This is a genomic window from Streptomyces jeddahensis (assembly GCF_001642995.1).
In the GTDB taxonomy this organism is placed as follows: domain Bacteria; phylum Actinomycetota; class Actinomycetes; order Streptomycetales; family Streptomycetaceae; genus Streptomyces; species Streptomyces jeddahensis.
In genome coordinates, this window is the sequence record NZ_LOHS01000052.1 from 113,373 (window position 1) to 135,883 (window position 22,511).

Annotated in this window: 18 protein-coding genes, 1 tRNA gene and 2 pseudogenes; 8 read left to right on the plus strand and 13 right to left on the minus strand. The window is 70.8% G+C overall.

The features are described from left to right. Positions 1-230: 230 nt before the first annotated feature. Complete coding sequence (locus STSP_RS08085) at positions 231-5,063, plus strand: PAS domain-containing protein (RefSeq protein WP_078066978.1); 4,833 nt, start codon at positions 231-233, stop codon at positions 5,061-5,063. Between the two features lie 72 nt (positions 5,064-5,135). Here STSP_RS08085 and STSP_RS08090 read toward each other — a convergent pair whose 3' ends face one another. From STSP_RS08090 to STSP_RS08120, 7 genes are all read right to left on the minus strand, one after another. Next, positions 5,136-6,791 carry a long-chain fatty acid--CoA ligase gene (locus tag STSP_RS08090; RefSeq protein WP_067274002.1) on the minus strand — a complete coding sequence of 552 codons (1,656 nt, stop codon included), beginning with the start codon at positions 6,789-6,791 and terminating at the stop codon, positions 5,136-5,138. A 109-nt stretch (positions 6,792-6,900) separates the two neighbouring features. Then, positions 6,901-7,506 (minus strand): SigE family RNA polymerase sigma factor, encoded by a 606-nt coding sequence (locus STSP_RS08095; protein WP_067274004.1) that lies wholly within the window; start codon positions 7,504-7,506, stop codon positions 6,901-6,903. A gap of 223 nt (positions 7,507-7,729) precedes the next feature. Then, on the minus strand, positions 7,730-8,896 hold the full coding sequence (locus STSP_RS08100) for a lipid-transfer protein (RefSeq protein ID WP_067274007.1): 1,167 nt from the start codon (positions 8,894-8,896) through the stop codon (positions 7,730-7,732). Next, positions 8,893-9,375, minus strand: coding sequence for a MaoC family dehydratase (locus STSP_RS08105; protein WP_067274010.1), 483 nt, complete (start codon positions 9,373-9,375; stop codon positions 8,893-8,895). The genes STSP_RS08100 and STSP_RS08105 overlap by 4 nt, the downstream gene beginning before the upstream one ends. After that, complete coding sequence (locus STSP_RS08110; protein ID WP_067274013.1) at positions 9,372-10,586, minus strand: acyl-CoA dehydrogenase family protein; 1,215 nt, start codon at positions 10,584-10,586, stop codon at positions 9,372-9,374. Before STSP_RS08110 ends, STSP_RS08105 begins: the two co-directional genes overlap by 4 nt. 1 nt (position 10,587) lies before the next feature. Then, positions 10,588-11,523 carry a bifunctional MaoC family dehydratase N-terminal/OB-fold nucleic acid binding domain-containing protein gene (locus STSP_RS08115; protein ID WP_067274132.1) on the minus strand — a complete coding sequence of 312 codons (936 nt, stop codon included), beginning with the start codon at positions 11,521-11,523 and terminating at the stop codon, positions 10,588-10,590. 146 nt (positions 11,524-11,669) lie between these two features. Next, positions 11,670-12,845, minus strand: a complete 1,176-nt coding sequence (locus STSP_RS08120) for an acyl-CoA dehydrogenase family protein (RefSeq protein WP_067274016.1) — start codon at positions 12,843-12,845, stop codon at positions 11,670-11,672. A gap of 219 nt (positions 12,846-13,064) precedes the next feature. On the opposite strand from STSP_RS08120, the gene STSP_RS08125 reads away from it, so the two are divergent. Continuing rightward, positions 13,065-13,931 carry a bifunctional DNA primase/polymerase gene (locus STSP_RS08125; protein ID WP_067274019.1) on the plus strand — a complete coding sequence of 289 codons (867 nt, stop codon included), beginning with the start codon at positions 13,065-13,067 and terminating at the stop codon, positions 13,929-13,931. Positions 13,932-13,960: 29 nt separating this feature from the next. On the opposite strand, the gene STSP_RS08130 is transcribed toward STSP_RS08125, so the two are convergent. Beyond that, positions 13,961-14,548: a hypothetical protein gene (locus STSP_RS08130; RefSeq protein ID WP_067274022.1), complete on the minus strand. Its 588-nt coding sequence runs from the start codon at positions 14,546-14,548 to the stop codon at positions 13,961-13,963. Positions 14,549-14,965: 417 nt separating this feature from the next. After that, positions 14,966-15,355, minus strand: a complete 390-nt coding sequence (locus STSP_RS39055; RefSeq protein ID WP_157902792.1) for a hypothetical protein — start codon at positions 15,353-15,355, stop codon at positions 14,966-14,968. Between the two features lie 275 nt (positions 15,356-15,630). Here STSP_RS39055 and STSP_RS08135 point away from each other — a divergent pair, with 275 nt between their 5' ends. After that, on the plus strand, positions 15,631-16,179 hold the full coding sequence (locus tag STSP_RS08135; RefSeq protein ID WP_067274024.1) for a GNAT family N-acetyltransferase: 549 nt from the start codon (positions 15,631-15,633) through the stop codon (positions 16,177-16,179). 171 nt (positions 16,180-16,350) lie between these two features. Then, positions 16,351-16,503 (plus strand): annotated as a pseudogene (locus STSP_RS08140) (IS5/IS1182 family transposase); the annotation flags it as partial. Between the two features lie 19 nt (positions 16,504-16,522). Here the strand turns inward: STSP_RS08140 and STSP_RS08145 are convergent. After that, positions 16,523-17,041 carry a GNAT family N-acetyltransferase gene (locus STSP_RS08145; protein WP_067274136.1) on the minus strand — a complete coding sequence of 173 codons (519 nt, stop codon included), beginning with the start codon at positions 17,039-17,041 and terminating at the stop codon, positions 16,523-16,525. 129 nt (positions 17,042-17,170) lie between these two features. On the opposite strand from STSP_RS08145, the gene STSP_RS08150 reads away from it, so the two are divergent. Next, positions 17,171-18,022 carry a tetratricopeptide repeat protein gene (locus STSP_RS08150; RefSeq protein ID WP_067274026.1) on the plus strand — a complete coding sequence of 284 codons (852 nt, stop codon included), beginning with the start codon at positions 17,171-17,173 and terminating at the stop codon, positions 18,020-18,022. A 170-nt stretch (positions 18,023-18,192) separates the two neighbouring features. Here STSP_RS08150 and STSP_RS08155 read toward each other — a convergent pair whose 3' ends face one another. Beyond that, positions 18,193-18,693 carry an RICIN domain-containing protein gene (locus STSP_RS08155; RefSeq protein WP_107441229.1) on the minus strand — a complete coding sequence of 167 codons (501 nt, stop codon included), beginning with the start codon at positions 18,691-18,693 and terminating at the stop codon, positions 18,193-18,195. 118 nt (positions 18,694-18,811) lie between these two features. On the opposite strand from STSP_RS08155, the gene STSP_RS40930 reads away from it, so the two are divergent. Beyond that, a complete protein-coding gene (locus tag STSP_RS40930) occupies positions 18,812-19,045 on the plus strand; it encodes a hypothetical protein (protein ID WP_198547294.1) in 234 nt (77 codons plus the stop codon). A 479-nt stretch (positions 19,046-19,524) separates the two neighbouring features. Continuing rightward, positions 19,525-19,833: a site-specific integrase gene (locus STSP_RS40935; protein ID WP_067274034.1), complete on the plus strand. Its 309-nt coding sequence runs from the start codon at positions 19,525-19,527 to the stop codon at positions 19,831-19,833. Positions 19,834-21,605: 1,772 nt separating this feature from the next. On the opposite strand, the pseudogene STSP_RS40035 reads toward STSP_RS40935, so the two are convergent. Next, a pseudogene (locus tag STSP_RS40035) lies at positions 21,606-21,767 on the minus strand (DNA-binding protein); the annotation flags it as partial. Positions 21,768-21,894: 127 nt separating this feature from the next. Between STSP_RS40035 and STSP_RS08170 the strand changes: the two are divergent. Then, positions 21,895-22,275: a site-specific integrase gene (locus STSP_RS08170; RefSeq protein ID WP_107441230.1), complete on the plus strand. Its 381-nt coding sequence runs from the start codon at positions 21,895-21,897 to the stop codon at positions 22,273-22,275. Positions 22,276-22,412: 137 nt separating this feature from the next. Here STSP_RS08170 and STSP_RS08175 read toward each other — a convergent pair. Next, a tRNA-Ser gene (locus tag STSP_RS08175) sits at positions 22,413-22,497 on the minus strand. Between the last annotated feature and the right edge of the window lie 14 nt (positions 22,498-22,511).

A 22,511-nucleotide genomic window follows, 5' to 3' on the forward strand; every position in this document is an offset into this window, starting at 1 on the left:
TCGTGGCTCAAGCGTGCGGTCGTCAGGCAGTCGTCCGGATATAGCCGGTGCGTCGGCAGGTCGGGGCCATGGTCACAGCATCTGCGAGTGTTCTGCGTGCGACCTCCCTCTCATCCGGCGCCGCGAGCGCAACGTCTGCCCGTAGACTCCCTCCCGTGACACGCCGCGGGCCGCGGGGCAAGATGGCCCGAGCGGTCGGCAAGGTGCGGTAACAGGGAGGAAGCGTCGTCGTGAGCAGCAGGCCATCCCGAGGCGCTGCTCGCCTCGCAGCCATACTCGACGCACTGCCGGACGCCCTCGTCCTGGTCAACGCCAACGGCACCGTCGTCAACGCCAACACCATCGCCCTGCGGACCTTCGAGGCACCTGGCACGGCGCTCGTCGGGCGCGGACTTCTCGATCTGCTGCCCGAGTTCGACTCGCGGCTGATTCCCGGGTCCATGCGGCGGCCCGACACGATCGACGCGCAGGGACGCACCAAGCCGACCCGGATGATCGCGCGGCGCACCGACGGCAGCGAGTTCCCCGTCGAGGTCAGCAGCGCGAACCTGGAGAACGGCCAGCAGGCGTACGAAAGCCATGCCTACACCGGCGACGAGCTGCTGATGCTCGTCGTACGCGATCTCACCGGGACCGTCGACACCGAGGTCGAACTGGCGCGTTCGCAGCGGCAGACCGAGATGATCCTGCGGGCCGCGGCCGAGGGCGTGGTCGGGACCGACACCGACGGGCGCGTCGTCCTCGTCAATCCCGCGGCCGCGCAGATCCTCGGGTACCGGGCCAGCGACCTCGGCGGGCAGCACCTGCACACGCTGGTGCTGCACTCACGCGCCGACGGCGAGCCCTTCGCGTACGAGGAGTCGCCGCTCGCCGACACGCTCAGGTCCGGGCGCAAGCACCGGGTGCGCGGCCAGGTGCTCTGGTCCAAGAGCGGCGACAAGGTGCCGGTCGATCTGACGACCTCGCCGGTGCGGGACGGGGACCAGCTCGTCGGCGCGGTGCTGACCTTCACCGACCGCAGGCCGTACGAGGCCCTCGCCGCGGAGAAGGAGGAGGCCGCCCGTAAGCATGCGGAGGAGCAGGAGGCCGCGGCGCGGCAGCACGCGGAGGAGCTCGCGCAGGCCGAGGAGGAGCACGCCGAGGAGCTCGCCGGGATCGCGGAGCGGCATGCGGAGGAGCTCGCGGCCGAGAAGGAGCGGTACGCGGCGCTGGCCGAGCGCGAAAAGGACCGCTTCGAGGAGCTGACGGCGCGGCACGAGCAGCTGCTCGCCGTGCTCGGCGGATCGCTGCGCGGGCCGCTGGAGGAACTGCGGCGCGAACTCTCCACGCTGGCCGCCGACGACGCGGGCCAGCTGTGGCCCGAGGCGAACCAGATCCTGCACCACCTGGCCGCCGGGTACGCCCGGATGACCACCCTCGTCGACAACGTCCTCGCCTACCAGCGGCTCGACGAGGGCGCCGAGCAGCTGGCCAGGCGCGCGGTCATGCTCGACGGGGTCGTGGCGGCCGGTGTCGAGGGGGCGATCGAGCTGATCGGCCCCGGGCGCGCACAGTTCGCCGTCCACGCCCCGCCGCTCGAGGCCGAGGTCGACCCGGAGCGGCTCGCAACGGCACTCGCGCATCTCGTCGCCGATGTCGCGGGCGTCGACGCCACGGGCAACGCGCCGGTCTCGGCGGCCGGTTACATGGACTCGACGGTCGTCGTGGCGGCGGCCCAGCGCGGCGAGGTCGTACGCATCGAGGTGCGGGGTCCGTACTCCGGCGGGGACCCGGTGCACCAGCCGATTGTGCAGGGCATCGTGCGGGCGCACGGCGGTGTGCTGCAGACGCACGAGGTGCCGGGCATGAGCGGCAGCGCGTACGTCCTCGAGGTGCCGATCGGGGGCGGGGCCGGGACGGTTCCCGCTGCTCCCGCGCATCCGGCCGCGGAATTGGCTGCGGCCGCCTCCGGGACCGACGGTTCCGGTGCTGCGGGGTCCGGTACGGGAGCCTCCGGGGCCGAAGCGGGCCAGGCGGGCGCGACGGCGATGGTGCCCGCACAGGCGACCGCGGGCGGTGGCCGCCGGCGGGCCCGGCGCGCCTCGGTGGACGCGTTCCTGGACAGCCCCGGCGGGCCGGGTGAGTCCGGTGCGCAGGGGGCCGGCGCGGACGGTTCCGGCTCGGCGGACGGCGGAGCCGCGCCGACCGGGCGTCGGCGGGGGCGGCGCGCGGAGGAGCCGGCGGACGCCGGGGACCCGGCACAGCCGCAGCTGCCTGCGCAGGCTGCGGGCCCGTCCGGCGGTGGTACGGGGCGGCGGCGCGGGCGGCCGAGCCCTGCGGAGGGCGCCGTGGTGACCGCCGCCGAGCATGCCGCAGGGTCCGCGGCGCTCGGTGAGGCGGTGCCGCCCCAGGGCGTACCGGTGCCCACCGGCCGACGTGCGCGGCGTGACACCGAACAGCGGGCGCTGCCTGCTCTGCCTGCCGCCTCGGCGGAGGCGACGGCGCAGGGAGCCGAGGCGCGTGGTGAGGGACCGGCGGCGTCGGCAGGCGCCGAGTCCGGGTCCGGGTCCGGGTCCGGGGAGGCCTTGGGGGCTGTCCCGCCCGCCGGGCTGAGTGTTCCCGGCGCCCCCGGCGCGAACGGGGCCGCCGGGAACGGCGGCGGCACTTCGGGTTCCGGTATCGGGCAGCCCGCGGGGCGTCGGGCCCGGCGCGCGCTGGGGGCCGCCACGGATCGGGCCGCGGCCCAGGAGGGGCCCCGGGCCGCCTTCGCGCTGCCGCCCGCCGAGGCCGACCGGGCTCCGGGCAGCGATGACGATTCCGGTCAGCACGCGACGGCGCTCCACGACCCGGCTGACGACCACACGCCGCCGCAGCCCCACCCGACCTCGGCGCCGACGGGACGCCGCCGGGCCCGCCGCGCCGCTCCGGCCGAGCAGGACCCGAACACGCCGCAGACGCAAGCGCAGGGGCAGGGGCAGGGGCAGCAGGGCGTCACGCCCGGACAGCCGGTTTCGATGCCGGTCCCCGGGGCACTGCCGGGGGCGGCGCCCGTGGCCCCTCCGGTGCCGGGGGCGGCGGAGGGTACCGGTACCGGACCGGCGTCGGTCCCGGTGCCTGCGTCCGGTGTTCCCGCCCGGAATGCTCCTCGCGGCCAGGCCGCGCAGCAGCCTCATGGGGCACAGGAGGCTCAGGGTGCGCAGCCCGCTCGGTCTGCGCAGGCCGCGCTCAACGGGCAGGCCGTGCCACCAGGTCAGCCGGGACAGCCCGGACAGCCCGGACAGGCGGCGCTGAACGGCCAGTCCGTGCAGAGCCCCCACTCCGTACCCACGGCTCAGCCCTGGCCGAACGGTGCAACGCCGAATGGTGCAACGCCCGCGTCCGGCATGCCCGTTCCGGCGGCCGACGCCACGCACAACGGGCAGCCGATGCCTGCCCCGTCCTTCCAGCCGGGCGGGCCGGGCCGGCCCACCCCGCCCGGCCCGGACGCACAGCGTTCCCAGCCCTCCCCGGCCGCGGCTCAGCCCTGGCCGAACGGCGGAACCCCCGCCGCGGGCGTACCGGCGCAGGCCACTGCCGAACCGGGGCGTGCACAGGCCGCGCCCGCAGAGCAGCCCGCGGCCCGGCAGCCCGCCGGCGCGCCGAACGGCCCGACGACCCGCGGCCGCGGCGTCGCGCTCCCGCCGCAACTCGGGGCCCAGCCGCGGGCAGCTCAGCCGTTGCCCGCCGAGGCGCCGGCCGGTGACGGGAACTCGACTCAGGGGCGCGCGATCAGCGTCCGCACGCTGGGACAGGGCGTGCCGTTCGGCCGTGAGATCGCCGAGCAGCAGCGCTCGCAGGGCAGGCCGGGGGCCCAGCAGGCTCCCGTACCCGGGGTCCCGCAGCCTCTGTCCGCGTCCTCCGTGCAGACGCCGCAGGCCCAGGTACCCCGGCAGGCGAGCGCACCCGCACCGGCACCCGCGGGACCGGCGGCAGCGGCGGCACCGGGGCAGGCCTCTCCGCAGGATGCTGCCGCGCGTTCCGCCCAGCTGCCCGCACAGCAACCGGCACCCGCACACCAGCAGCAGACGACGCCGCCGCCCGCCCACCCCACGGGCTCGGGCCGCCGCCGCAAGCTCGCGACCCCGCCCGAGCCGGGCGGCGACCGGCCCGAAACGGCCCGGCCGCACCCGGGAACCCCGGGTGCGACAGGCCCTGCCGCCCAGCCGCAGTCCCGGCTGGCCGGCTCGACGGAGGGCGGCGGCCGCTCGTACGCCATCCAGGCGCCCGACGAGGACGCCGACGAGGGACCGGAGCCGCTCGACGGACCCGGCGGCGCCGTCGAGGTCGCCGACCAGCCCGTGCCGCAGCCGATGGACGACGAGTTGCCGCCCGAGCCGCTGGACAACCCGCGCCGCCTTCTCGTCTGGCCCGCGCCCGACGTCCCCACGCAGCAGGCGCTCAGCGACCGCGGCTACCGGCCGGTGATCGTGAACTCCCGCGAGGAGGTCGATGCACAGATCGCAGCGTTCCCGGCCGCTCTCTTCGTCGACCCGCTGACCGGCCCGATCACGCGTACCGCGCTGCAGTCGCTGCGCCAGGCCGCCGTCGCCGCCGAGGTGCCGGTGCTGGTGACCGCCGGACTCGGCCAGGCGACCCGCGAGGCGGCGTACGGCGCCGACCCCGCCGTACTCCTGAAGGCCCTGGCGCCGCGCGACAGCGAGCAGCATCCGCCGCGCGTCCTGCTCATCGAGGAGCACGCGGAGATCGCGCTCGCGCTCACCGCGACGCTGGAGCGGCGCGGCATGCAGGTCGCGCGGGCGCAGAACGACGCGGACGCGGTGACGCTGGCGGCGCAGATGCGGCCGAACCTGATCGTGATGGACCTGCTGCAGGTACGCCGCCGGCGCGCCGGAATCGTCGACTGGCTGCGCGCGAACGGCCAGTTGAACCGCACTCCGCTCGTCGTCTACACCGCGGCCGTCGACCAGGCCGAACTGCCCCGGCTCGCCGCCGGAGAGACGGTTCTGTTCCTTGCGGAGCGCTCCACCAGCGCCGAGGTGCAGACCCGCATCGTGGACCTGCTGGCGAAGATCGGCACGAACTGAGTACTGGTTGAGGGACAGACGGCGTGCGGCGGGCGGGCACCAGGTGCCCGCCCGCCGCACTCTGTGCCCGGGTCAGATCCGCGTGACGTCCAGCTCGCCGTCCGCGTACTGCTTGCGCAGCACCTTCTTGTCGAACTTCCCGACGCTCGTCTTCGGCACCGCACCGATGACCGTCCAGCGCTCGGGCAGCTGCCACTTGGCGATCTTGGCCTCGTCGGCGAGGAAGGACCGCAGCGTCTCGAAGTCGGCGGTCGCGCCCTCCTTCAGCACCACGGTGGCGAGGGGGCGTTCGCCCCACTTGTCGTCCGGGACGGCGACGACCGCGGCCTCCGCGACGTCCGGGTGCGACATGAGCGCGTTCTCCAGCTCGACGGACGAGATCCACTCGCCACCGGACTTGATGACGTCCTTGGCCCGGTCGGTGAGCGTCAGGTAGCCCTCAGGGCTGATCGTGCCGACGTCACCCGTCTTCAGCCAGCCGTCCTCGCTGAACTTGTCGTCCGGCCGGAACGGCTCGCCTGCCGCCCCGCCGTAGTAGGCACCGGCGATCCACGGGCCCCGGACCTCCAGCTCACCCGCCGACTCGCCGTCCCACGGCAGCTGTTCGCCGTCGGGCCCGCGCAGCCGGGCCTCGACGCTCGTCGGGAATCGGCCCTGCGTGAGGCGGTACGCGAACTCCTCGTCGGTGCCCACGACGTGGGCCGGGGGACGGGCGACCGTGCCGAGCGGCGACGTCTCCGTCATGCCCCAGGCGTGGCAGACCCGCATCCCCAGCTTGTCGAACGCCTCCATCAGGGACGGCGGACAGGCCGAGCCGCCGATGGTGACCTGCCCGAGCGAGCTGACGTCGCGCGGCTTCGCGGTCAGCTCCGCGAGCAGGCCCTGCCAGATGGTGGGCACGGCGGCCGCGTGCGTCGGACGCTCGCTCTCGATCATCTCGGCGAGCGGTGCGGGCTGCAGGAAGCGGTCCGGCATCAGCATGTTGACGCCGGTCATGAAGGTGGCGTGCGGCAGTCCCCAGGCGTTGACGTGGAACTGGGGGACCACGATGAGCGAGGTGTCCTGGTCGGTGAGGCCCATCGACTGGGCCATGTTGACCTGCATGGAGTGCAGATAGACGGAACGGTGCGAGAAGACGACGCCCTTGGGGTCGCCGGTGGTGCCGGAGGTGTAGCACATGGCCGCGGCCTGGCGTTCGTCCAGCTCCGGCCAGTCGAAGGCGGTGGGCTTGCCGGCGAGCAGCTCCTCGTACTCGTGCACCCGGGCGGCGGCACCGTCGAGGGCGGAACGGTCGCCGGGGCCGGAGACGACGACGTGCTCGATCGTGGGCAGGTGGGGGAGGAGCGGTGCAAGCAGCGGGATCAGCGAGCCGTTGACGATGACGACGCGGTCGGCGGCGTGGTTGACGATCCACACGAGCTGTTCGGCGGGCAGGCGCAGGTTGAGCGTGTGGAGGACGGCGCCCATGGAGGGGATGGCGAAGTAGGCCTCGACGTGATCGCCGTTGTTCCACATGAGCGTCGCGACGCGGTCGTCGCCCGCGATGCCGAGGTCGTCCCGGAGGGCGTGCGCGAGCTGGGCGGACCGTGCGCCGATCTCGGCGAAGCTGCGGCGCTGCGGCTCGCCTTCGCCGGTCCATGTGGTCACCTGGGAGGTCCCGTGGACTGTGGATCCGTGTTCCAGGATCCTCGAGATCAGCAGCGGTACGTCCTGCATGGTGCTCAGCACGGCATCCTCCCGGGGGCGACATTGCCTACGCGGCAGTAAGGGTTGTGCAAATTCTGCGCACATACCGCGCGGTATGTCACTAGCCCTGGGAATGATCGATCAGGCCAGGTCAGCGCACGGGGGCGAGCTCCGGGTCCTCGCGCAGCTTGCCGAGCGCCCGCGACACCGCGCTCTTGACCGTGCCGACGGAGACCCCGAGCACCTCGGCCGTCTGGACCTCGCTGAGGTCCTCGTAGTACCGCAGGACGACCATCGCGCGCTGCCGGGCCGGAAGCTTCATGATCGCGCGCCACATAGCGTCCCGCAGCGCCTGGTTCTCGGCCGGGTCGCCGACCGGTACGGCCTCCGGCTCGGGAGGCTCGTCGCACACGAACTCGTCGACCTTGCGCTTGCGCCACTGCGACGTACGCGTGTTGAGCAGGGCGCGCCGCACATAGCCGTCGAGGGCCCGGTGGTCCTCGATCCGGTCCCATGCGACGTACGTCTTCGTGAGCGCCGTCTGCAGCAGGTCCTCGGCATCGTTGGGGTTCCCGGTCAACGACCGTGCCGTGCGCAGCAGCACGGGGCCGCGGGCCTGGACGAAGGAGACGAACGACGGATAGCCCTGATTCACCGGATGTGCCTGATATGTCAAGTGCGGTGTCGGCTGGCCCTGGTGCGCCGCGTGTGCCTTTCCCGCGGCCTTGGATGCGCTGGTGCAGACAGGCGTGGTCATGGCTCAACGCTAGGAGCGAGCCCGCCTCCGGCGGATCGGCCGGAGGTGCCGAAGGCCCGTCCTGCTCAGGTTGTAGGGCTGAGGCCATCCCCACCTCCTGGAGATGGAGGAGAAGACGGGTGGTACTCAGGGTTCACTACCGAGCCGCGAATCCCCTGGCAGTACGGACACCGGGTGTCCGGTGGACCGCACGGCGATCCGGGCGTGCGGCCCACCCCTTCCCTCAACCGTCCGCCGCCAGGACCAGCCCCGACGTGGGCACGCCCGTACCCGCCGTGACCAGGGCCCGGGCAGCGCCCGGTATCTGGTTCACCGATGTGCCGCGCAGCTGCCGTACCGCTTCCGCTATGCCGTTCATCCCGTGCAGATACGCCTCGCCGAGCTGCCCGCCGTGCGTGTTCAGCGGCAGCCGTCGCTCGGCGACGAAGTCCGCCGCCTCCCCCGGTACGCAGAAGCCGAACTCCTCCAGCTGCATCAGCACGAAGGGCGTGAAATGGTCGTACAGGATCGCCACGTCCACGTCCCCGGTCGTCATCCCCGAGCCGCGCCACAACTGGCGCGCCACCACGCCCATCTCGGGCAGTCCCGTGAGGTCGTCGTGGTAGAAGCTGGTCATCTGCTCCTGGCGGCGCCCGGCACCCTGCGCCGCGGCAGCGATCACCGCCGGCCGCTGCGGAAGATCGCGGGCGCGCTCCACGGACGTCACGACGATCGCCTGGCCGCCGTCCGTCTCCTGGCAGCAGTCGAGCAGCCGCAGGGGCTCGACGATCCAGCGCGACGCGGCGTGGTCCTCCAGCGTGATCGGTTTCCCGTGGAAGTACGCGGCCGGGTTCGTCGCCGCGTACGCACGGTCCATGACGGCGACATGGCCGAACGCCTCCGGAGTCAGGCCATACGCGTGGAGATAGCGCTGTGCCACCATCGCCACCCAGGAGGCGGGTGTGAGCAGTCCGAACGGCAGCGACCAGCCGAGCGCCGCGCCTTCCGCCGACGGCTCCCGCTGCTGCACGCCGGAGCCGAACCTCCTGCCCGATCGCTCGTTGAACGCGCGGTAGCAGACAACGACTTCTGCCACCCCTGTGGCGACCGCCAGCGCGGCCTGCTGGACGGTGGCGCAGGCCGCGCCGCCTCCGTAGTGGATCCGGGAGAAGAAGGACAGCTCGCCGATGCCGGCCGCCTGGGCGACGGTGATCTCCGGGCTCGTGTCCATGGTGAACGTGACCATGCCGTCGACGTCCGCGGGGGTGAGCCCGGCGTCGTCGAGTGCCGCCCGCACGGCCTCCACCGCCAGCTTCAGCTCGCTGCGTCCCGAGTCCTTCGAGAACTCGGTGGCGCCGATCCCGGCGATCGCGGCCCGTCCGCCGAGACTGTCCCGTCTGCGCAGGCTCATGCCGCACCCCCTGGAGCAGGAGCTGAGGGTGCGGCGTACGCGGGCGGCTGCGGGCCGGACACGGTGCGCGGGAGGGTCACCGCCACCGTGCCCGTGACGTGTCTGCCGATGCCGTTGGCACCGACGACGCGGACCACGGCGGTCTCGCCGTCGGTCTCCTCCACCGTGCCGGTCAGCACCATGGTGTCCCCCGGATGGTTGGGCGCCCCGAGCCGTATCGCCACCTTGCGGAGCACGGCCGCGGGACCGAAGTGGTCGGTGATGTAGCGCCCGACCAGCCCATTCGTGGTGAGGATGTTCATGAAGATGTCGGGGGCGCCCTTCTCCCTGGCGAGCTCCGCATCGTGGTGCACGTCCTGGTAGTCGCGCGACGCGATGGCTCCGGCGACGATCAGGGTGCGGGTGATCGGAATCTCCAGCGGCGGCAGTTCGTCGCCACGGCTGAACGCATGACCGGGTTGTGTGCTGCCCGCGCTCATGTGCGGTCTCCTCCCTTCGCGATCACGTCGCCCAGTTCCTCCAGCACCTGGCTTCCGGGGCCCAGATACGCGTCCAGCTGCCGTCCCCACAGGAAGTGCCGGTGCACGGGATGGTCGAGGTCGGCGCCCGCGCCGCCGTGCAGATGCTGACCCGCGTGGACGACGCGTTTGCCCGCCTCGGAGGCCCACCAGGCGGCGGTCAGGGCGTGCGTGGCGTACTCGAGCCCCTCGTCGCGCCGCCACGCCGCCTCGTACGCCGTGACCCGTATCGCCTCGGTGTCCATGTACGCGTCGGCGGCGCGGAGTTGGACGCCCTGTTTGGCGGCGAGGGGTCTGCCGAACTGCTCGCGGGCGTTGGTGTGCGCCACTGCGCGCGCGAGCGAACCCGCGCACACGCCGGCCTGCAGCCCGGCGAAGGCAGTGCGGGCGGTGGCGAGCACGTCTGCGTACGCTGAGGCGGACACGGAGGCGGAGGCGTACGCGGAGACGGAGGCGGGGTCGGAAGCGGACGCGGCGCCGGAAGCGGACGCGGCGCCGGAAGCGGACGCGGCGCCGGGTGTCGGGTCCTGCGTCCCCCCGGCCCCGAGCCGCCCGGCCGCCGGCCGCCCGGCCCCGAGCCGCTCGGCAGGCGTCCCGTCCAGGGTCAGCCGTCCCGCCGACCAGGGCGCGGTCAGCTCGACCGGCTCGGTCAGCGCGTCGGCGGCCCGCACCAGCCACAGGACGTCGTCGGCGTCGACGACCAGGACATGGGTGGCATCGCGCAACCACGGGACCCAGGGCACCGTCCCGCTCAAGGTGCCCCGGGCGCCCTCAGCCGCCCCGCGACCCGGTGCCTCCCCGGCCGCCCGTATCGCTCCGCGCGGCCCCAACGCACCCGTGGCGACCTCCGTGCCGTCCCGCAGCCCGGGCAGCAGCCGCTCCCGCTGCTCCTCCGTGCCGTACGCGGCCACCGCCAGAACCCCGTACACACAGCTCGCGGCGAACGGCACCTGGGCCGTGGTCCGTCCCTGCTCCTCCAGCATCAGTACCAGCCCGAGCAGCCCGGTCTCCTCGACCGCGCCCGGCAGGCCCGCCGCGCACACGGCCTTCCACAGCTCCGCGTCGGTGCCGCCGCCGGCCGCGGCCAGCCGCTCGGGCGTCGACAGGTCGCCGAAGATCTGCGCGGCGAGCTCTCGGGCGGCCGCCTGTTCCGGCGTGGGAGTGAAGTCCATGTCAGACCGCCCCTCCTGCGACCGACCCGGCCGCATCCTCGGTCGCAGAGAAGGTCGCACGGAAGACCGGTAGCTCCCACTCGTCGTCCACCCGCAGGAATTCCAGCCGCACCGGCATCCCGATCCGCACCTTGTCGTACGGAACGCCGACCACGTTGCTGACGATCCGCACCCCCTCCGCCAACTCGATCAGCCCCACCGCGTACGGAGGGTCGAAGGCCGGGAAGGGCGGATGGTGCATCACGACGTAACTGAAAACGGTGCCCTCGCCGCTCGCCTCGACCGCGTCCCACTCCTGCCCGCCGCAGGCGTTGCACCCCGGCAGCCAGGGGAAACGCAGGGTGCCGCACGCGCGGCAGCGCTGGATCAGCAGCCGGTGCTGCGCAACGCCCTCCCAGAAGCCGGCGTTGTCCCGGTTGATCACCGGTCGGGGCCGCCCCGGCTTCGGCTCGCCGGCCCGGCGTGCTTCGGTCGCCCGGCGGGCCGCCGGCGCGTACTTGAGGATCCGGAACCGGTGCGTCCCGGCGAGCTCACCGTCCGCCCTGACATCCATCCGCGTCGTGACGAAGTGCCCGGTCCCCAGCTTGGTCGTCTTCCGCTCCGACACCGACTCGATCACCGCGTCGAAAGTGATCTCGTCCCCGGGCCGCAGTGGCCGCAGATACTCCTGCTCGCAGTCGGTGGCGACCACCGACGTGTACCCCGCGCCGTCCAGCAGGGCGAACAGCTCGTCGTACGCGGCGCTGCGCCCGTCGTGCCCGGAGAGGCCGCCCATCGTCCAGGCCTGGAGCATGGTCGGCGGCGCTATGGCGTCCGGGCCTGCGTACGCGGGGTTGGTGTCGCCCATCGCCTCGCACCAGTGCCTGATCATCGGCTCGTTGACCCGGTCCTTGCCCACACCCGCGACCGCGGCCGGCCGCCCCTCGTACGCCTTCAGCCGCTCGTACGAAACGCCGCCCGCCGTCTCGGCCGAAGGGCCACCCGAACCCGCGCCGGCCGCCGTCTCGGCCGAGGAGCGACCGGAATCCGCCCCGCCCGCCGTGTCGACCGCGGGACCGCCCGAATCCGCCCGGCCCGCCGCGTTCACCGCCGCCCCCTCTGCATCCCGAGCCGCATCGTCGCGACGATCTCCCGCTGCACCTCGCTCACCCCGCCCCCGAAGGTGTTGATCTGCGCCGCCCGGTTCATGCGCTCCAGCTCGCCGTCCCCGAAGGCGCCAGGCGATCCGGACCGCACCAGGCCCGCTTCCCCCGCGATCTCCTGACACATGCGATACGCCTCGACCGCCGATTCCGTTCCCGCGAACTTCACACCGCTGGCATCGCCAGGGGCCAGCCGGCCCGCCCCCACATCCCCCACCAAACGCCAGTTGAGCAGGCGTGTTGCCGCCAGCCGGGCATGCACCTCGGCCAGTCGTGACCGCACCCAAGGCGCGTCAATGCGCCGCTCACCCGTCACTGGATCGGGTGCCCGCGCGGCCGCCAGTACCGCCTCGTACGCGTCCTCGGCCTGCATCCCGAGCGCGGCGAGCGCGACCCGCTCGTGGTTGAGCTGGTTGGTGATGAGACCCCAGCCGCCGTTCTCCTCGCCGACGAGGTGGGAGGCCGGGACGCGTATTCCGTCGTAGTAGGTCGCCGTCGTCGTCAGGCCGCCCACGGTCTCGATCGGCGTCCAGGAGAACCCGGGCGCGTCGGTCGGCACGAGGATGATCGAGATGCCGCGGTGCTTGGGCGCGTCGGGATCGGTGCGGCAGGCCAGCCAGATCCAGTCGGCGTGCTGGGCGTTCGACGTGAAGATCTTCTGCCCGTCGATCAGCCAGTCCCCGCCGTCCCCGCCCCCGTCCCGCACGGCACGCGTGCGTAGCGAGGCAAGATCGGTTCCAGCCGACGGCTCGCTGTACCCGATCGCGAAGACGATGTCGCCGCTGAGGATGCCCGGCAGAAAGCGGTCCTTCTGCTCCTGTGTGCCGTACTTCATGAGGGTCGGTCCGACGGTGTTCAGCGTCACCATCGAGACCGGGGCACCCGCGCGGTACGCCTCGTCGAAGAACACGAACTGCTCGTCGGGGCCGCGCCCCTGGCCTCCGTACTCGACGGGCCAGCCGAGGCCGAGCAGCCCGTCCCTGCCCATGCGGCGCAGCAGACGCCGCCGGCCTGCGGCGTCCCCGGCGGAGGGCGGCCCGTCCGGCATCAAGTCCCGGAAGTACGCGCGCAGTTCGGTACGCAGGTGCTGCTGGCGGACGGTGGGGGCGAGGTGCACGGCGGCGGCCTCCCGTTTCGTACCGGCAAGAGTTTCTGACTGTCCGTCAGATACGTGACCGGTGTCAAGACACACGACCGGCGTCAGGGCGACAACCAGGAGCTCAGGCCCCACCGCACACCGGCGAACCTCCCCACACGGGGACGAAGGAGATCAGGAACCGACACGAGGGACGGATCACCCCTTCCCTTTATCGAACGTACGTACGAACATAGGAGCATGGCCACCATCGACCGGCATGTCACGACCCTGGCCCTAGCCCATGCCCTCTCCGCAGCCGAACGCGGACTGGCCGTCATACCGCTGTCCCGCACCAAGCTCCCCGCCCTGCCCTCACCGCACCGCGCGGACCCCGCACCGGCGCTCTGCCGCGGCGAATGCGGGCGCTTCGGCCACGGCGTGTACGACGCGTCGAGCGACCCCGGGCGCATCCGCGAGCTCTTCGCCGCCGCGCCCTGGGCCACCGGCTACGGCATCGCCTGCGGGCTGCCCCCATACCACCTGATCGGCGTCGACCTCGACACCAAGTCCGGTACGGACTCCTCGGCCGCCCTGCGCGAACTCGCGCTGCGCCACCTCTTCACCATCCCGGACACCGTCGTCGTGATCACCCCGAGCGGCGGCCGTCATGTGTGGCTCTCGGGCCCGCCCGACATCGTCGTCCCCAACTCCGCGGGGCGGCTCGCTCCCGGCATCGACATCCGCGGCGCCGGCGGATACCTCGTCGGCCCGGGCTCACGCACCGACCACGGCGTCTACAGCACCGCGCCGGGCACCGCCCATCTGCCCGTCGCTCCCTGCCCGCCCGCCCTGCTGCGCCTGATCACTCCCCCACCGCGCCCGCACCACCCGACGCCCCTGTCCACCGGCCAACACGGCCAGGGACTCGTGCAGTTCGTCCTCGCGGCCCACGAGGGACAGCGCAACACGCGCCTGTTCTGGGCCGCCTGCCGCGCGTACGAGAACGGCATCGGCGACGAACTCGCCACCCCACTCGTCGAAGCGGCGATCCACACCGGCCTCACGGAACGGGAGGCCCGCGCCACGGTCGCCTCGGCGGCCCGGCTGACGGGGCACCGCCCGTGAACGGCACGCGCGCGTGGTGACACAGACGGTCACGTCGACGCGTCAGTGTCGACCAGTTCGACCTGCGGCGCGTAGCGGGCCACCGCCCCGGCCAGCCGCTCCTTGTCCAGCTTCCAGCAGACGGCTGCCCGGCCGGACTGCATGACGTCGGCCGAAACACCGTCTACCAGCGACGTGTTGATGTGGCTGATGCAGCGACTGATCCTGCCGGTGCCCAGGCTGCCTGGCAACGGCGGCAGGCCGGGGTGCCGCCGCACACCTATGTACGGGTACACGTACCTGTACAGCACGACCGCCTCGATCTCGCTCCACGGCACGAAGGCCGTGGTGGAGCGGTACCGCGGCGGGATGCCGCCGAGCAGGACACCCTTCTCGTCCACCCGCAGAGCCACCGCCCGGCTCCGCGCCTGCAGGGCGACGAACAGCCCGCCACCGCCACTGATCACCAGCCCCAGGAGGTACGCGAGCGCGTCCCCCGCAGAGAGCTGGTTCTCCACCAGCTCTACGACCAGAGCTAGCAACAGGGCGGCGCAACAGGCGATCAGCGCGACGGCCAGCGGGGCGCTGCGCCGGTTCCATCCGTAGCGGACCTCGTACGCCGGGGACTCGGCAGCCACGCACACATCATGACAACTCACCCGCACACGAGAAAAGAGGAACCGGACAGCACACAGCACCCCTTTCTGACCTGCACCTGGCTGACTGCTGCGCCGACGCGGCCACGCTCCGCGTCTCTGCTGTCCCCGCCACGCCCGCCGTGCCCGGCGGCTCCGGCCACGCGCCACCGGGCCCGGGCGCCCCCCGGGCGACGCGCGAAGGCCTCCGACCGGCTTCGCTGGTCAGAGGCCTTCAATCACTGCGGTGGGTGTGGGATTTGAACCCACGGTGGCTTGCGCCACGACGGTTTTCAAGACCTTTCGGGGGTCGGGCGGGCTCTCCACTCCCGCGCAGGTCAGGCCCGCGACACCACTCCGCCGCAGTCGTAGCCATGCTTGTGGTGCCCGCTACGTGCCCCAGGCGCACGGTCGTGCCGCTCAACCGCCAGTCACAACGGGAACGATCACTGCGGCGACAGCCGAAAGCAGACCGCCTACAGCGAGAGCGCCATTGAACTTCTCTTTGGCCGTTGGGAACACGGAGCGACTGACGTTCCCAACCTTGCTGCGCAGAACGATCAACTTGAGCTTCTGCCACCTGTGCTGACGTTTCGAGCACCCCATCAACACGCCATAAGCGTTGTTGCGGCAGTAGGTCTGCCCGTCTCGGTTAACCGCTCCACACCAGACCGGTACCTGGAAGGCGGCATAGGTCGAGACACCGACTGACAGAGCCACGATTACCGGAAATGCCCATTGCTGGCTCCAAGCAACGACCAAGGCAGCCGCCACCATATATCCCCAGTACAGACGCACTACTTTCCCCATGGGCACGCAGAGTATCGGCGCATATGCCCAGCGCATAGACGTGAATTGGACACGGCGCATGCGTGCCAGGCGTCGTGGGCCATCACAGAGCAGAGGGGGGCATCACACGGCGATCGGGTGCCGCACAGCGCCGCGCAGGTCAACAGACTGCCCGACGCGCCGGAAGCTTAGGGGCCATGATCACTCGCGCCGAAGCAGCTCCAGCCGAAGTCGTTCCGCCGACCTAGGCCTTCTCTTTCGGATCGCTCTCACGGGCGCGCGATAGGTTGCCCGCCATGACTGGACTCGGCCCCGTCGCCTGGCCACCTGCCCCGATAAGGACCGAACGGCTCGTGCTCCGCGAGTCCGAGGCCCGAGACCGTGCGGCGTTCATCGAGCTGTTCGCATCGCCGGAGGTGCGCACCTACCTCGGTGGTCCTCGACCGCGCGATGAGCTCGAAAGCGTGGTGCCTGAAGTGCCCGGGCGGCGCCCTGGCGTCTTCGTGATCGATCTCGACGGAGCGATGATCGGCACGGTCACGCTCGATCGGCGCGACGCGGAGCGTCCGGGACACCTCCGTCCGGATGCTGGGGAGGCCGAGCTCAGCTATATGTTCCTGCCAGAGGCGTGGGGATGCGGGTATGCCACCGAGGCGTGCGCGGCGGCGCTCGGCTGGTTCGCCGACGCGCTTCCCGGCGAGCCGGTGGTGCTCTGCACCCAGACTGCCAACGACCGCTCGATGCGCCTCGCCACGAAGCTGGGGTTCACCGAGGTGCAACGGTTCGAGGAGTGGGGCGCCGAGCAGTGGTTCGGCGTGTGGTCCCCGGTCACGCCGTCCGGTTGAGTCCCGAGCCGTCTCGGGGCCGTCAAAGGGCACTTAACGACTTAACGACGACCAACGCTGACAACCAACGACACCAAGCCACAGGTCGCAGCGTTGATCGATTACAAGGCCGCAGGCCTGAGGTTCAGCCCTTCACTTCTTCGGCTACCCGACCGCGGCCGCTACCGCGACCGCGACCGCAACACGGTTGAGCGTGCCATCAACAAGATGAAGGACTGGCGAGGCATCGCCACCCGCTACGACAAGACCCCCGAGAGCTACCTCGCCGGACTCCATCTCCGCGCAGCGATCATCTGGATCCGAAGCCTTCAAACCGCCAGATGATCACGGCCCAGGACACTCCCTAACAGGCGGCCAGCGCACCGGGCGGAGCGGTGAAATCCGCAAGACTGCGGAGATATGACAGACCAGGGCGACCAGAGAGCTGTCTCTCGCCGACGACGGCGAACCCTGAGCGGGCCAGCACGGCCCGCGATGCCGCATTGTCGAGCGTGGTCGCGGCACGCAGGATGGTCAGCCCGTAGCTGTTGGCGGCAAGGTCGCACAATTCCCGCACGGCCCAAGTGGCCAGCCCTCGGCCCGCGGCACGCTCTGCGATCCGATACCCGAGTTCGGCGCCGCCATCAGCCACATCCACGAGATTGACCCGCCCCAGCACCTCGCCTTCGGCGCCGACCAGTACGTGGAAGTAACAGACACCAGCTTCCTGCTCGGCAAGCAGGGCACGGTGCCGCTCGTCGAACCGAGCGAAGTAGTCATCGCCTCGGTCAGGGATGGACACGGCGAAGTAAGCCCGGTTCTCCTGCTCGAAGGCGAGTAGCGCGGGGGCGTGGCCTGGACCGAGCAGCTGCATCTCGGGCATGAACACGAATATAGACAACCCAACCGCCGTCCGGTCAGCACTGCCCGCCTGCCCCCGGGACATCAGGGGCCGCCGACCAGCTCTCGCCCCTTCGCCGAACGGCGTGCGCAGCATCCGTATGCTCCGGCCATGAAACTCTTCCGGCCGCGCGGCCGAAACGACGCCAGGCAGTTGATGAGATCCCCCTTGGGCCAGGCCATAGCCCTGTTCCAGGCCGGGCGCTATGCCGAGGCGGAGGCCGAGGCCCGCGCCGTGGCCGCGGCCCGGTCCCGGCCGCGTGACGACCCGCACGTGCCGCTGGCGCTGAGCATCGCCGCTCTCGCAGCGAGCGCCCAGGGCCGCTACGCCGAGGCCCTCGCCACATACGACGCAGCACTGCCGGTCTTCGGCAGGATCTTCGGCGCCGAACACCCGCAGACCCTGAAACTGCGCTCGAACCGCGCCCAGACGACGCTGAGCGCGCTTGACCAGCACGCCGAATGCGAGGCAGAGTGCGCGGCCGTCGCCCAGGCCGCGACCCGCGGCACGGGGCCGGAGATGCCGCTCATAGCAGCGGCCGCCCACAACGGACTGATCTACGCCCTCAACGCGCAGGGCCGCCACCCGGAGGCTGAGGCGCTCGCCCGCGAGGCGCTCACCGCCCCTCCCGTACCGGGCCGGCTCACCCTGGTCCTGCGGCTCGGCCTGGCCCGCAGCCTCAACGGCCAGGCCCGCCACGAGGAAGCTCTCGCCGAGGCGGAGCGCGCCGACGAGCTGCGCCGCAGTCTGCCCGAGGAGCAGCGCCGCCCAGAGACCGGCGCCGTCGAGCTGGCCGTGGCCACCGCCCTCCTGGGGCTGGGCCGCGGTACCGAGGCCCGCCTCCGGGCCGCAGCCGCTCACGACGCCTGCCTGGCCACCTTCGGCCCGGACCACCGCCGCACCATCCGGGCGAAGGTCGCGCACGTCCCACTGAAACTCTGGTTCGGCGCGCTGAGCGCTTGAGTTGGCCAGTCGGGCCAACTAAAGCGCTCAGTCACACCAGCTGGACCTGCGTCTGAGTCGCTTTCGACCGACTACCCAGGCCCTTGGCCCAGAGATGGCCCACGGAGGTCAGGAACTGAGCTCGCTGCTTCGAGACCTTCGGCGGCTACTTCAACCTGATGTCCGTCCGCTCAAATGGCCTTGAGGACGACCCACCGCTGCCGCGGGATACCAGAGCCGCACCCTTCCATCTTCACGGCGTTGTTGACATAAGAGAGGCACATGGCGACGTCCCCGCCGAGCATCAGGACGCTCCTGATGAATGGGATGCCACCATCTGACGGGGACGGGGACACATACCACTGCTGCCTGGCGCCCCAGGAGGAGTCGCAGGGGGCCATAAACGGCACCCAGTCGTAGTCGCCGGTCACCGTCAGGCACCAATCGCTGGCTTCCTGCCGCATCGGGGTGGCGATTCCGGGCGTGTTGTTCCAGATCCATTCCTGGAACTTTCCTGAGTTGCACCCAGTCGTGTACAACCCCCTATCGGCGTAGTAGTCTAGACACTGGCCCGTGGCATAGTTCCGGAACCTGTTCACCGCCACTGCGGCTGACGCCGGTGTAGGGGTCACCAGTACCGCGAGCACGCTCAGGACCGCGGCCATTGCCGCCCACGCTGTCTTTCGATTCATCGGCACTCCTCCCGCACACTCGCCCCACCCAGGGAACGCCTAAATCACAGGGCCAACAATGCCCACGTTTCTCTCATTGCAGTCCTCGCGGCTTCGCCCACACAAAGCAGGCCACTTGATGGCGCGCACGTCCCCGTCCTGGTACGAGCACTCCATCGCGTATGTACTCACGAAGTGGCCCCGCGCCGCCGCCAAGCACCGGGCGAGCATCGCCGAGTCGCTCGCCGTGGTGACCCCGACGTTCGTCACCACCAAGCGCGCCACGGCACACCGTAGAGGAGGCGCCGGCAGACATCCGCGAGAGCGCGAACCCGCTTCCACGTGTCGGCTGGACGCCGCCCGAGAGCGATGACGAGATTGACTTCCGGTTCGTGCCAGGGCCCACCGTGGCGCGCGCTCTTCTCGGAGCCGTTCGCGACGCCGGTCCGCGCGGCGAGCACCTCCACGCGTTCTTCGGCTGCCTCTACTACTCGGCGATGCGGCCCGGGGAGATCGTCGCGCTCAAAGAGTCGGACTGCACCCTGCCGCCCAACTCCCCGGAAACCGTGCAGGAATGGGAAGAGCTGCTCTTGGGGGAGAGCCGGCCAGAAGTCGGTGGAGGTTGGACCGACGAAGGCACGTCGTACGAGAAGCGCGGGCTGAAGCGCCGAAAGAGCGGCGACACACGCCCCGTGCCGATCCCACCCGTTCTCGTCCACCTGCTCCGCGAGCACATCGCCCGATATGGCACCGCGGACGACGGACGGCTATTCCGCGCGGCCCGGGGCGGCCGAGTCGCCCTGCCGATGGCCCATACGTACTGGTCAGAGCTGGGATACCGGCGAGAAAAGGGTGAGACAGGAAGCATGCGAAAGGGGTGCTCCGGAGTCCACCGAGTACTGCGACATCTGGGAGAGAGCACGAAAGGCGGTACTGTCCCCGCGCGAGGTCGAGTCCGACCTCGCGGCCGTGCCGTACTCCCTGCGCCACGCGGGCGTTTCCCTCTGGATCAAATCGGGAGTGGACCCGGCGGAGGTCGCCGCTCGCGCCGGCCACAGCATCGCCGTGCTGTACCGCTTCTACGCGAAGATCCTCAAGGGCGGTCAGAAGCGCTCCAACGACCTGATCTCCCGCGCGCTCGACGAGGGGGACGCCCCCTGATCCTGGCCCACGGATGGCCCATACGCACTGGTCAAGGGTGGGATATGGGCGAGAAAGGGTGAGACAGGCTGCACGCGGAAGGGGTGTCCCGTTGTCCAGGACACCCCTTCTGACCAGCACCTAAGCTGACCTGCACGCGGTGGGTCCGACCGCCGGCCACGGCTCCTTGGCCCACACATGGCTCACAGCGGTCAGGAATCAGACTCGCCACGCCATGCAGACGTGCGTTGATCCGCTCTGCGTGCTGATCGGAGAGGAACAGGATCTCCTCCGCAGCACCGTCGAGGCGGAGGGAAGGAGCGCGCCCAGTCGACGGGCGCGCGACGAGTAGCCGCGCCTGACGGGCGCCGCACTACCGGTGCAGGATAAGTCCCGGGCGGGTCTTGTATGGCCCGAGCCCGGTCGAGTTATGGATTACTTGCCAGGGATGTGGGAAGCGGCGGAACCTCCCTCCAACCCATCCACGTTGGGGGATTGTTGCTTTGGGGCAGCGGGATCGTCGGGTCGCAATGGGCTCCCTGAACACCAACGACGCAGACTTTTTCCCACTGCTTATGCGCGCGATCAATCACCTTGATGTATGCCGCGTGCCCTGAAGTTCCAAGGCCGTCAGTGGTATTCCAATCGACAGCTTGCTCGGTGACTCCGATTTGACAGGCTGTCCCTCCCGGCCAGGGATCATTCACGGTGAGATCTGTCCAGGTGTACTCCACGACATGGCGTGATGGCAGCGGGGTCGGCGTGGACGAATCGAATCCCTTGTCGTACTCGGCTGTGCCGAGATAGAGGCGGCCGTCCTCGGTTACCACTGCAGTGACTTCCCGGGTCGGTTCGCCCAGGTAGTCGCTGTCGCTGTCGATACAAGGTCCGGGGGGCCCAGATGGGCCTTGAATCCCTGGGGATCCGCTCGGCCCGGGGAGCCCAGAAGGGCCCTGAATTCCTGGGGACCCGCTCGGCCCGGGAGGGCCAGAAGGGCCTTGCACTCCTGGGGCCCCGCTAGGTCCAGAGGGCCCAGAGGGGCCCGGAGTTCCTGGTGGTCCACTAGGCCCAGAGGGCCCACGGCTTCCAGGAGGGCCGGTGGGTCCGGGGGGTCCTGGGGGGCCTGAGGGTCCCGTGGGCCCCGGAGATTTCCGGTGGTGCGGCTTGCGGTAGTGCGTCGAATGCGGCTTCGAGCCGCACTTGTCCTTGTACTCGCCCCTGTCCCAGTCGTAGTAGAGGCACCCGTCGCCGCCAGCCGGGAGGCCCGCCGGGGCGGCAGCCGTGTTCTCCCTCGCCGTTTTCTCCTGCAAGTGCAGCGTCGCCGTCGCGGCACCGGTCGCGCCCAGCACCACGAGAGTCACGGCAGCCATCGCGCCGCCGGTGCGGAATGTTCTCCAGTGCGGTAGCGGGCCAAGCCGGGTCCTACGTGCAGGACTCATGCGTTACTCCTCTAGGCCGTGGTGAGCCTGGCCAGCGCCGGGCTTCCCGCCACAATCATTTCGCCCCAGGGGCGAGTAAATAGGACTACAACACGTAATGATCACCAGTTCGGGCGCGTGTGAAGCGGCTCGCCGAGCCCGCCATCCGCCACGTGTGGAGAACTTCCCGCTGCTGTATGAGAGGTTGAAGTTGCTTGTTAGCACACTCACAACACGGTCTGACGGTCCTTCAAGTACTCAGCAACATGGCGGCTTGGCCCGCTAGCTCTACCCCAGGTCGGTGGAGCGGCTTTGGGCTGGAGCTGCTTTGGGGCCAGTGATCACGGCCCCTTAAGCTCCGACGGTTGCGAGCCATTACCACACGTTGCCAACCATGTCGTAGAACCATAGGGGCGAAACGCCGCTGTGATAGCGAGAGACGGACGTCGTGCATTCCACGCCGGTCTCTCGGACGTTGCACTTTGCGGCAGTCCTCTGATCCCCCCACGGAAAAGTACGGCCGGAGGTACCGCGCGCCGCCTTCTCCCACTATTCGGCTGTCGGCAGCGATTTCCCCGGCCAAGGCGCGTACACCTGCGCGTCTGACGGAACGTCGTACGAGACGCGCGGACTCAAGCGGCGAAAGCGTGGTGCGACGCGAACAGTGCCCATCCCGCCCGTACTCGTGCACCTGCTCCGGGAGCACATCGCGCGCTACGGCACGGCCGATGACGGTCGACTGTTCCGGGCTGCTCGGGGCGGACGGGTCCCGTCCACCGAGTACTGCGACATCTGGGAGAGAGCACGAAAGGCGGTACTGTCCCCGCGCGAGGTCGAGTCCGACCTCGCGGCCGTGCCGTACTCCCTGCGCCACGCGGGCGTTTCCCTCTGGATCAAATCGGGAGTGGACCCGGCGGAGGTCGCCGCTCGCGCCGGCCACAGCATCGCCGTGCTGTACCGCTTCTACGCGAAGATCCTCAAGGGCGGTCAGAAGCGCTCCAACGACCTGATCTCCCGCGCGCTCGACGAGGGGGACGCGCCCTGATCCTGGCCCACGGATGGCCCATACGCACTGGTCAAGGGTGGGATATGGGCGAGAACGGGTGAGACAGGCTGCACGCGGAAGGGGTGTCCCGTTGTCCAGGACACCCCTTCTGACCAGCACCTAAGCTGACCTGCACGCGGTGGGTGTGGGATTTGAACCCACGGTGACTTGCGCCACGACGGTTTTCAAGACCGTTCCCTTAGGCCGCTCGGGCAACCCACCTCGCCCCGGCCGCC

Coding starts and splice junctions, on each gene's coding strand:
- STSP_RS08095 (WP_067274004.1), bottom strand. CDS start 7,506: ATGACCACGCCTGTCTGCACCAGCGCATCCAAGGCCGCGGGAAAGGCA.
- STSP_RS08100 (WP_067274007.1), bottom strand. CDS start 8,896: ATGAGCCTGCGCAGACGGGACAGTCTCGGCGGACGGGCCGCGATCGCC.
- STSP_RS08105 (WP_067274010.1), bottom strand. CDS start 9,375: ATGAGCGCGGGCAGCACACAACCCGGTCATGCGTTCAGCCGTGGCGAC.
- STSP_RS08110 (WP_067274013.1), bottom strand. CDS start 10,586: ATGGACTTCACTCCCACGCCGGAACAGGCGGCCGCCCGAGAGCTCGCC.
- STSP_RS08125 (WP_067274019.1), top strand. CDS start 13,065: ATGGCCACCATCGACCGGCATGTCACGACCCTGGCCCTAGCCCATGCC.
- STSP_RS39055 (WP_157902792.1), bottom strand. CDS start 15,355: ATGGGGAAAGTAGTGCGTCTGTACTGGGGATATATGGTGGCGGCTGCC.
- STSP_RS08135 (WP_067274024.1), top strand. CDS start 15,631: ATGACTGGACTCGGCCCCGTCGCCTGGCCACCTGCCCCGATAAGGACC.
- STSP_RS08145 (WP_067274136.1), bottom strand. CDS start 17,041: ATGCCCGAGATGCAGCTGCTCGGTCCAGGCCACGCCCCCGCGCTACTC.
- STSP_RS08150 (WP_067274026.1), top strand. CDS start 17,171: ATGAAACTCTTCCGGCCGCGCGGCCGAAACGACGCCAGGCAGTTGATG.
- STSP_RS08155 (WP_107441229.1), bottom strand. CDS start 18,693: ATGAATCGAAAGACAGCGTGGGCGGCAATGGCCGCGGTCCTGAGCGTG.
- STSP_RS40930 (WP_198547294.1), top strand. CDS start 18,812: ATGGCGCGCACGTCCCCGTCCTGGTACGAGCACTCCATCGCGTATGTA.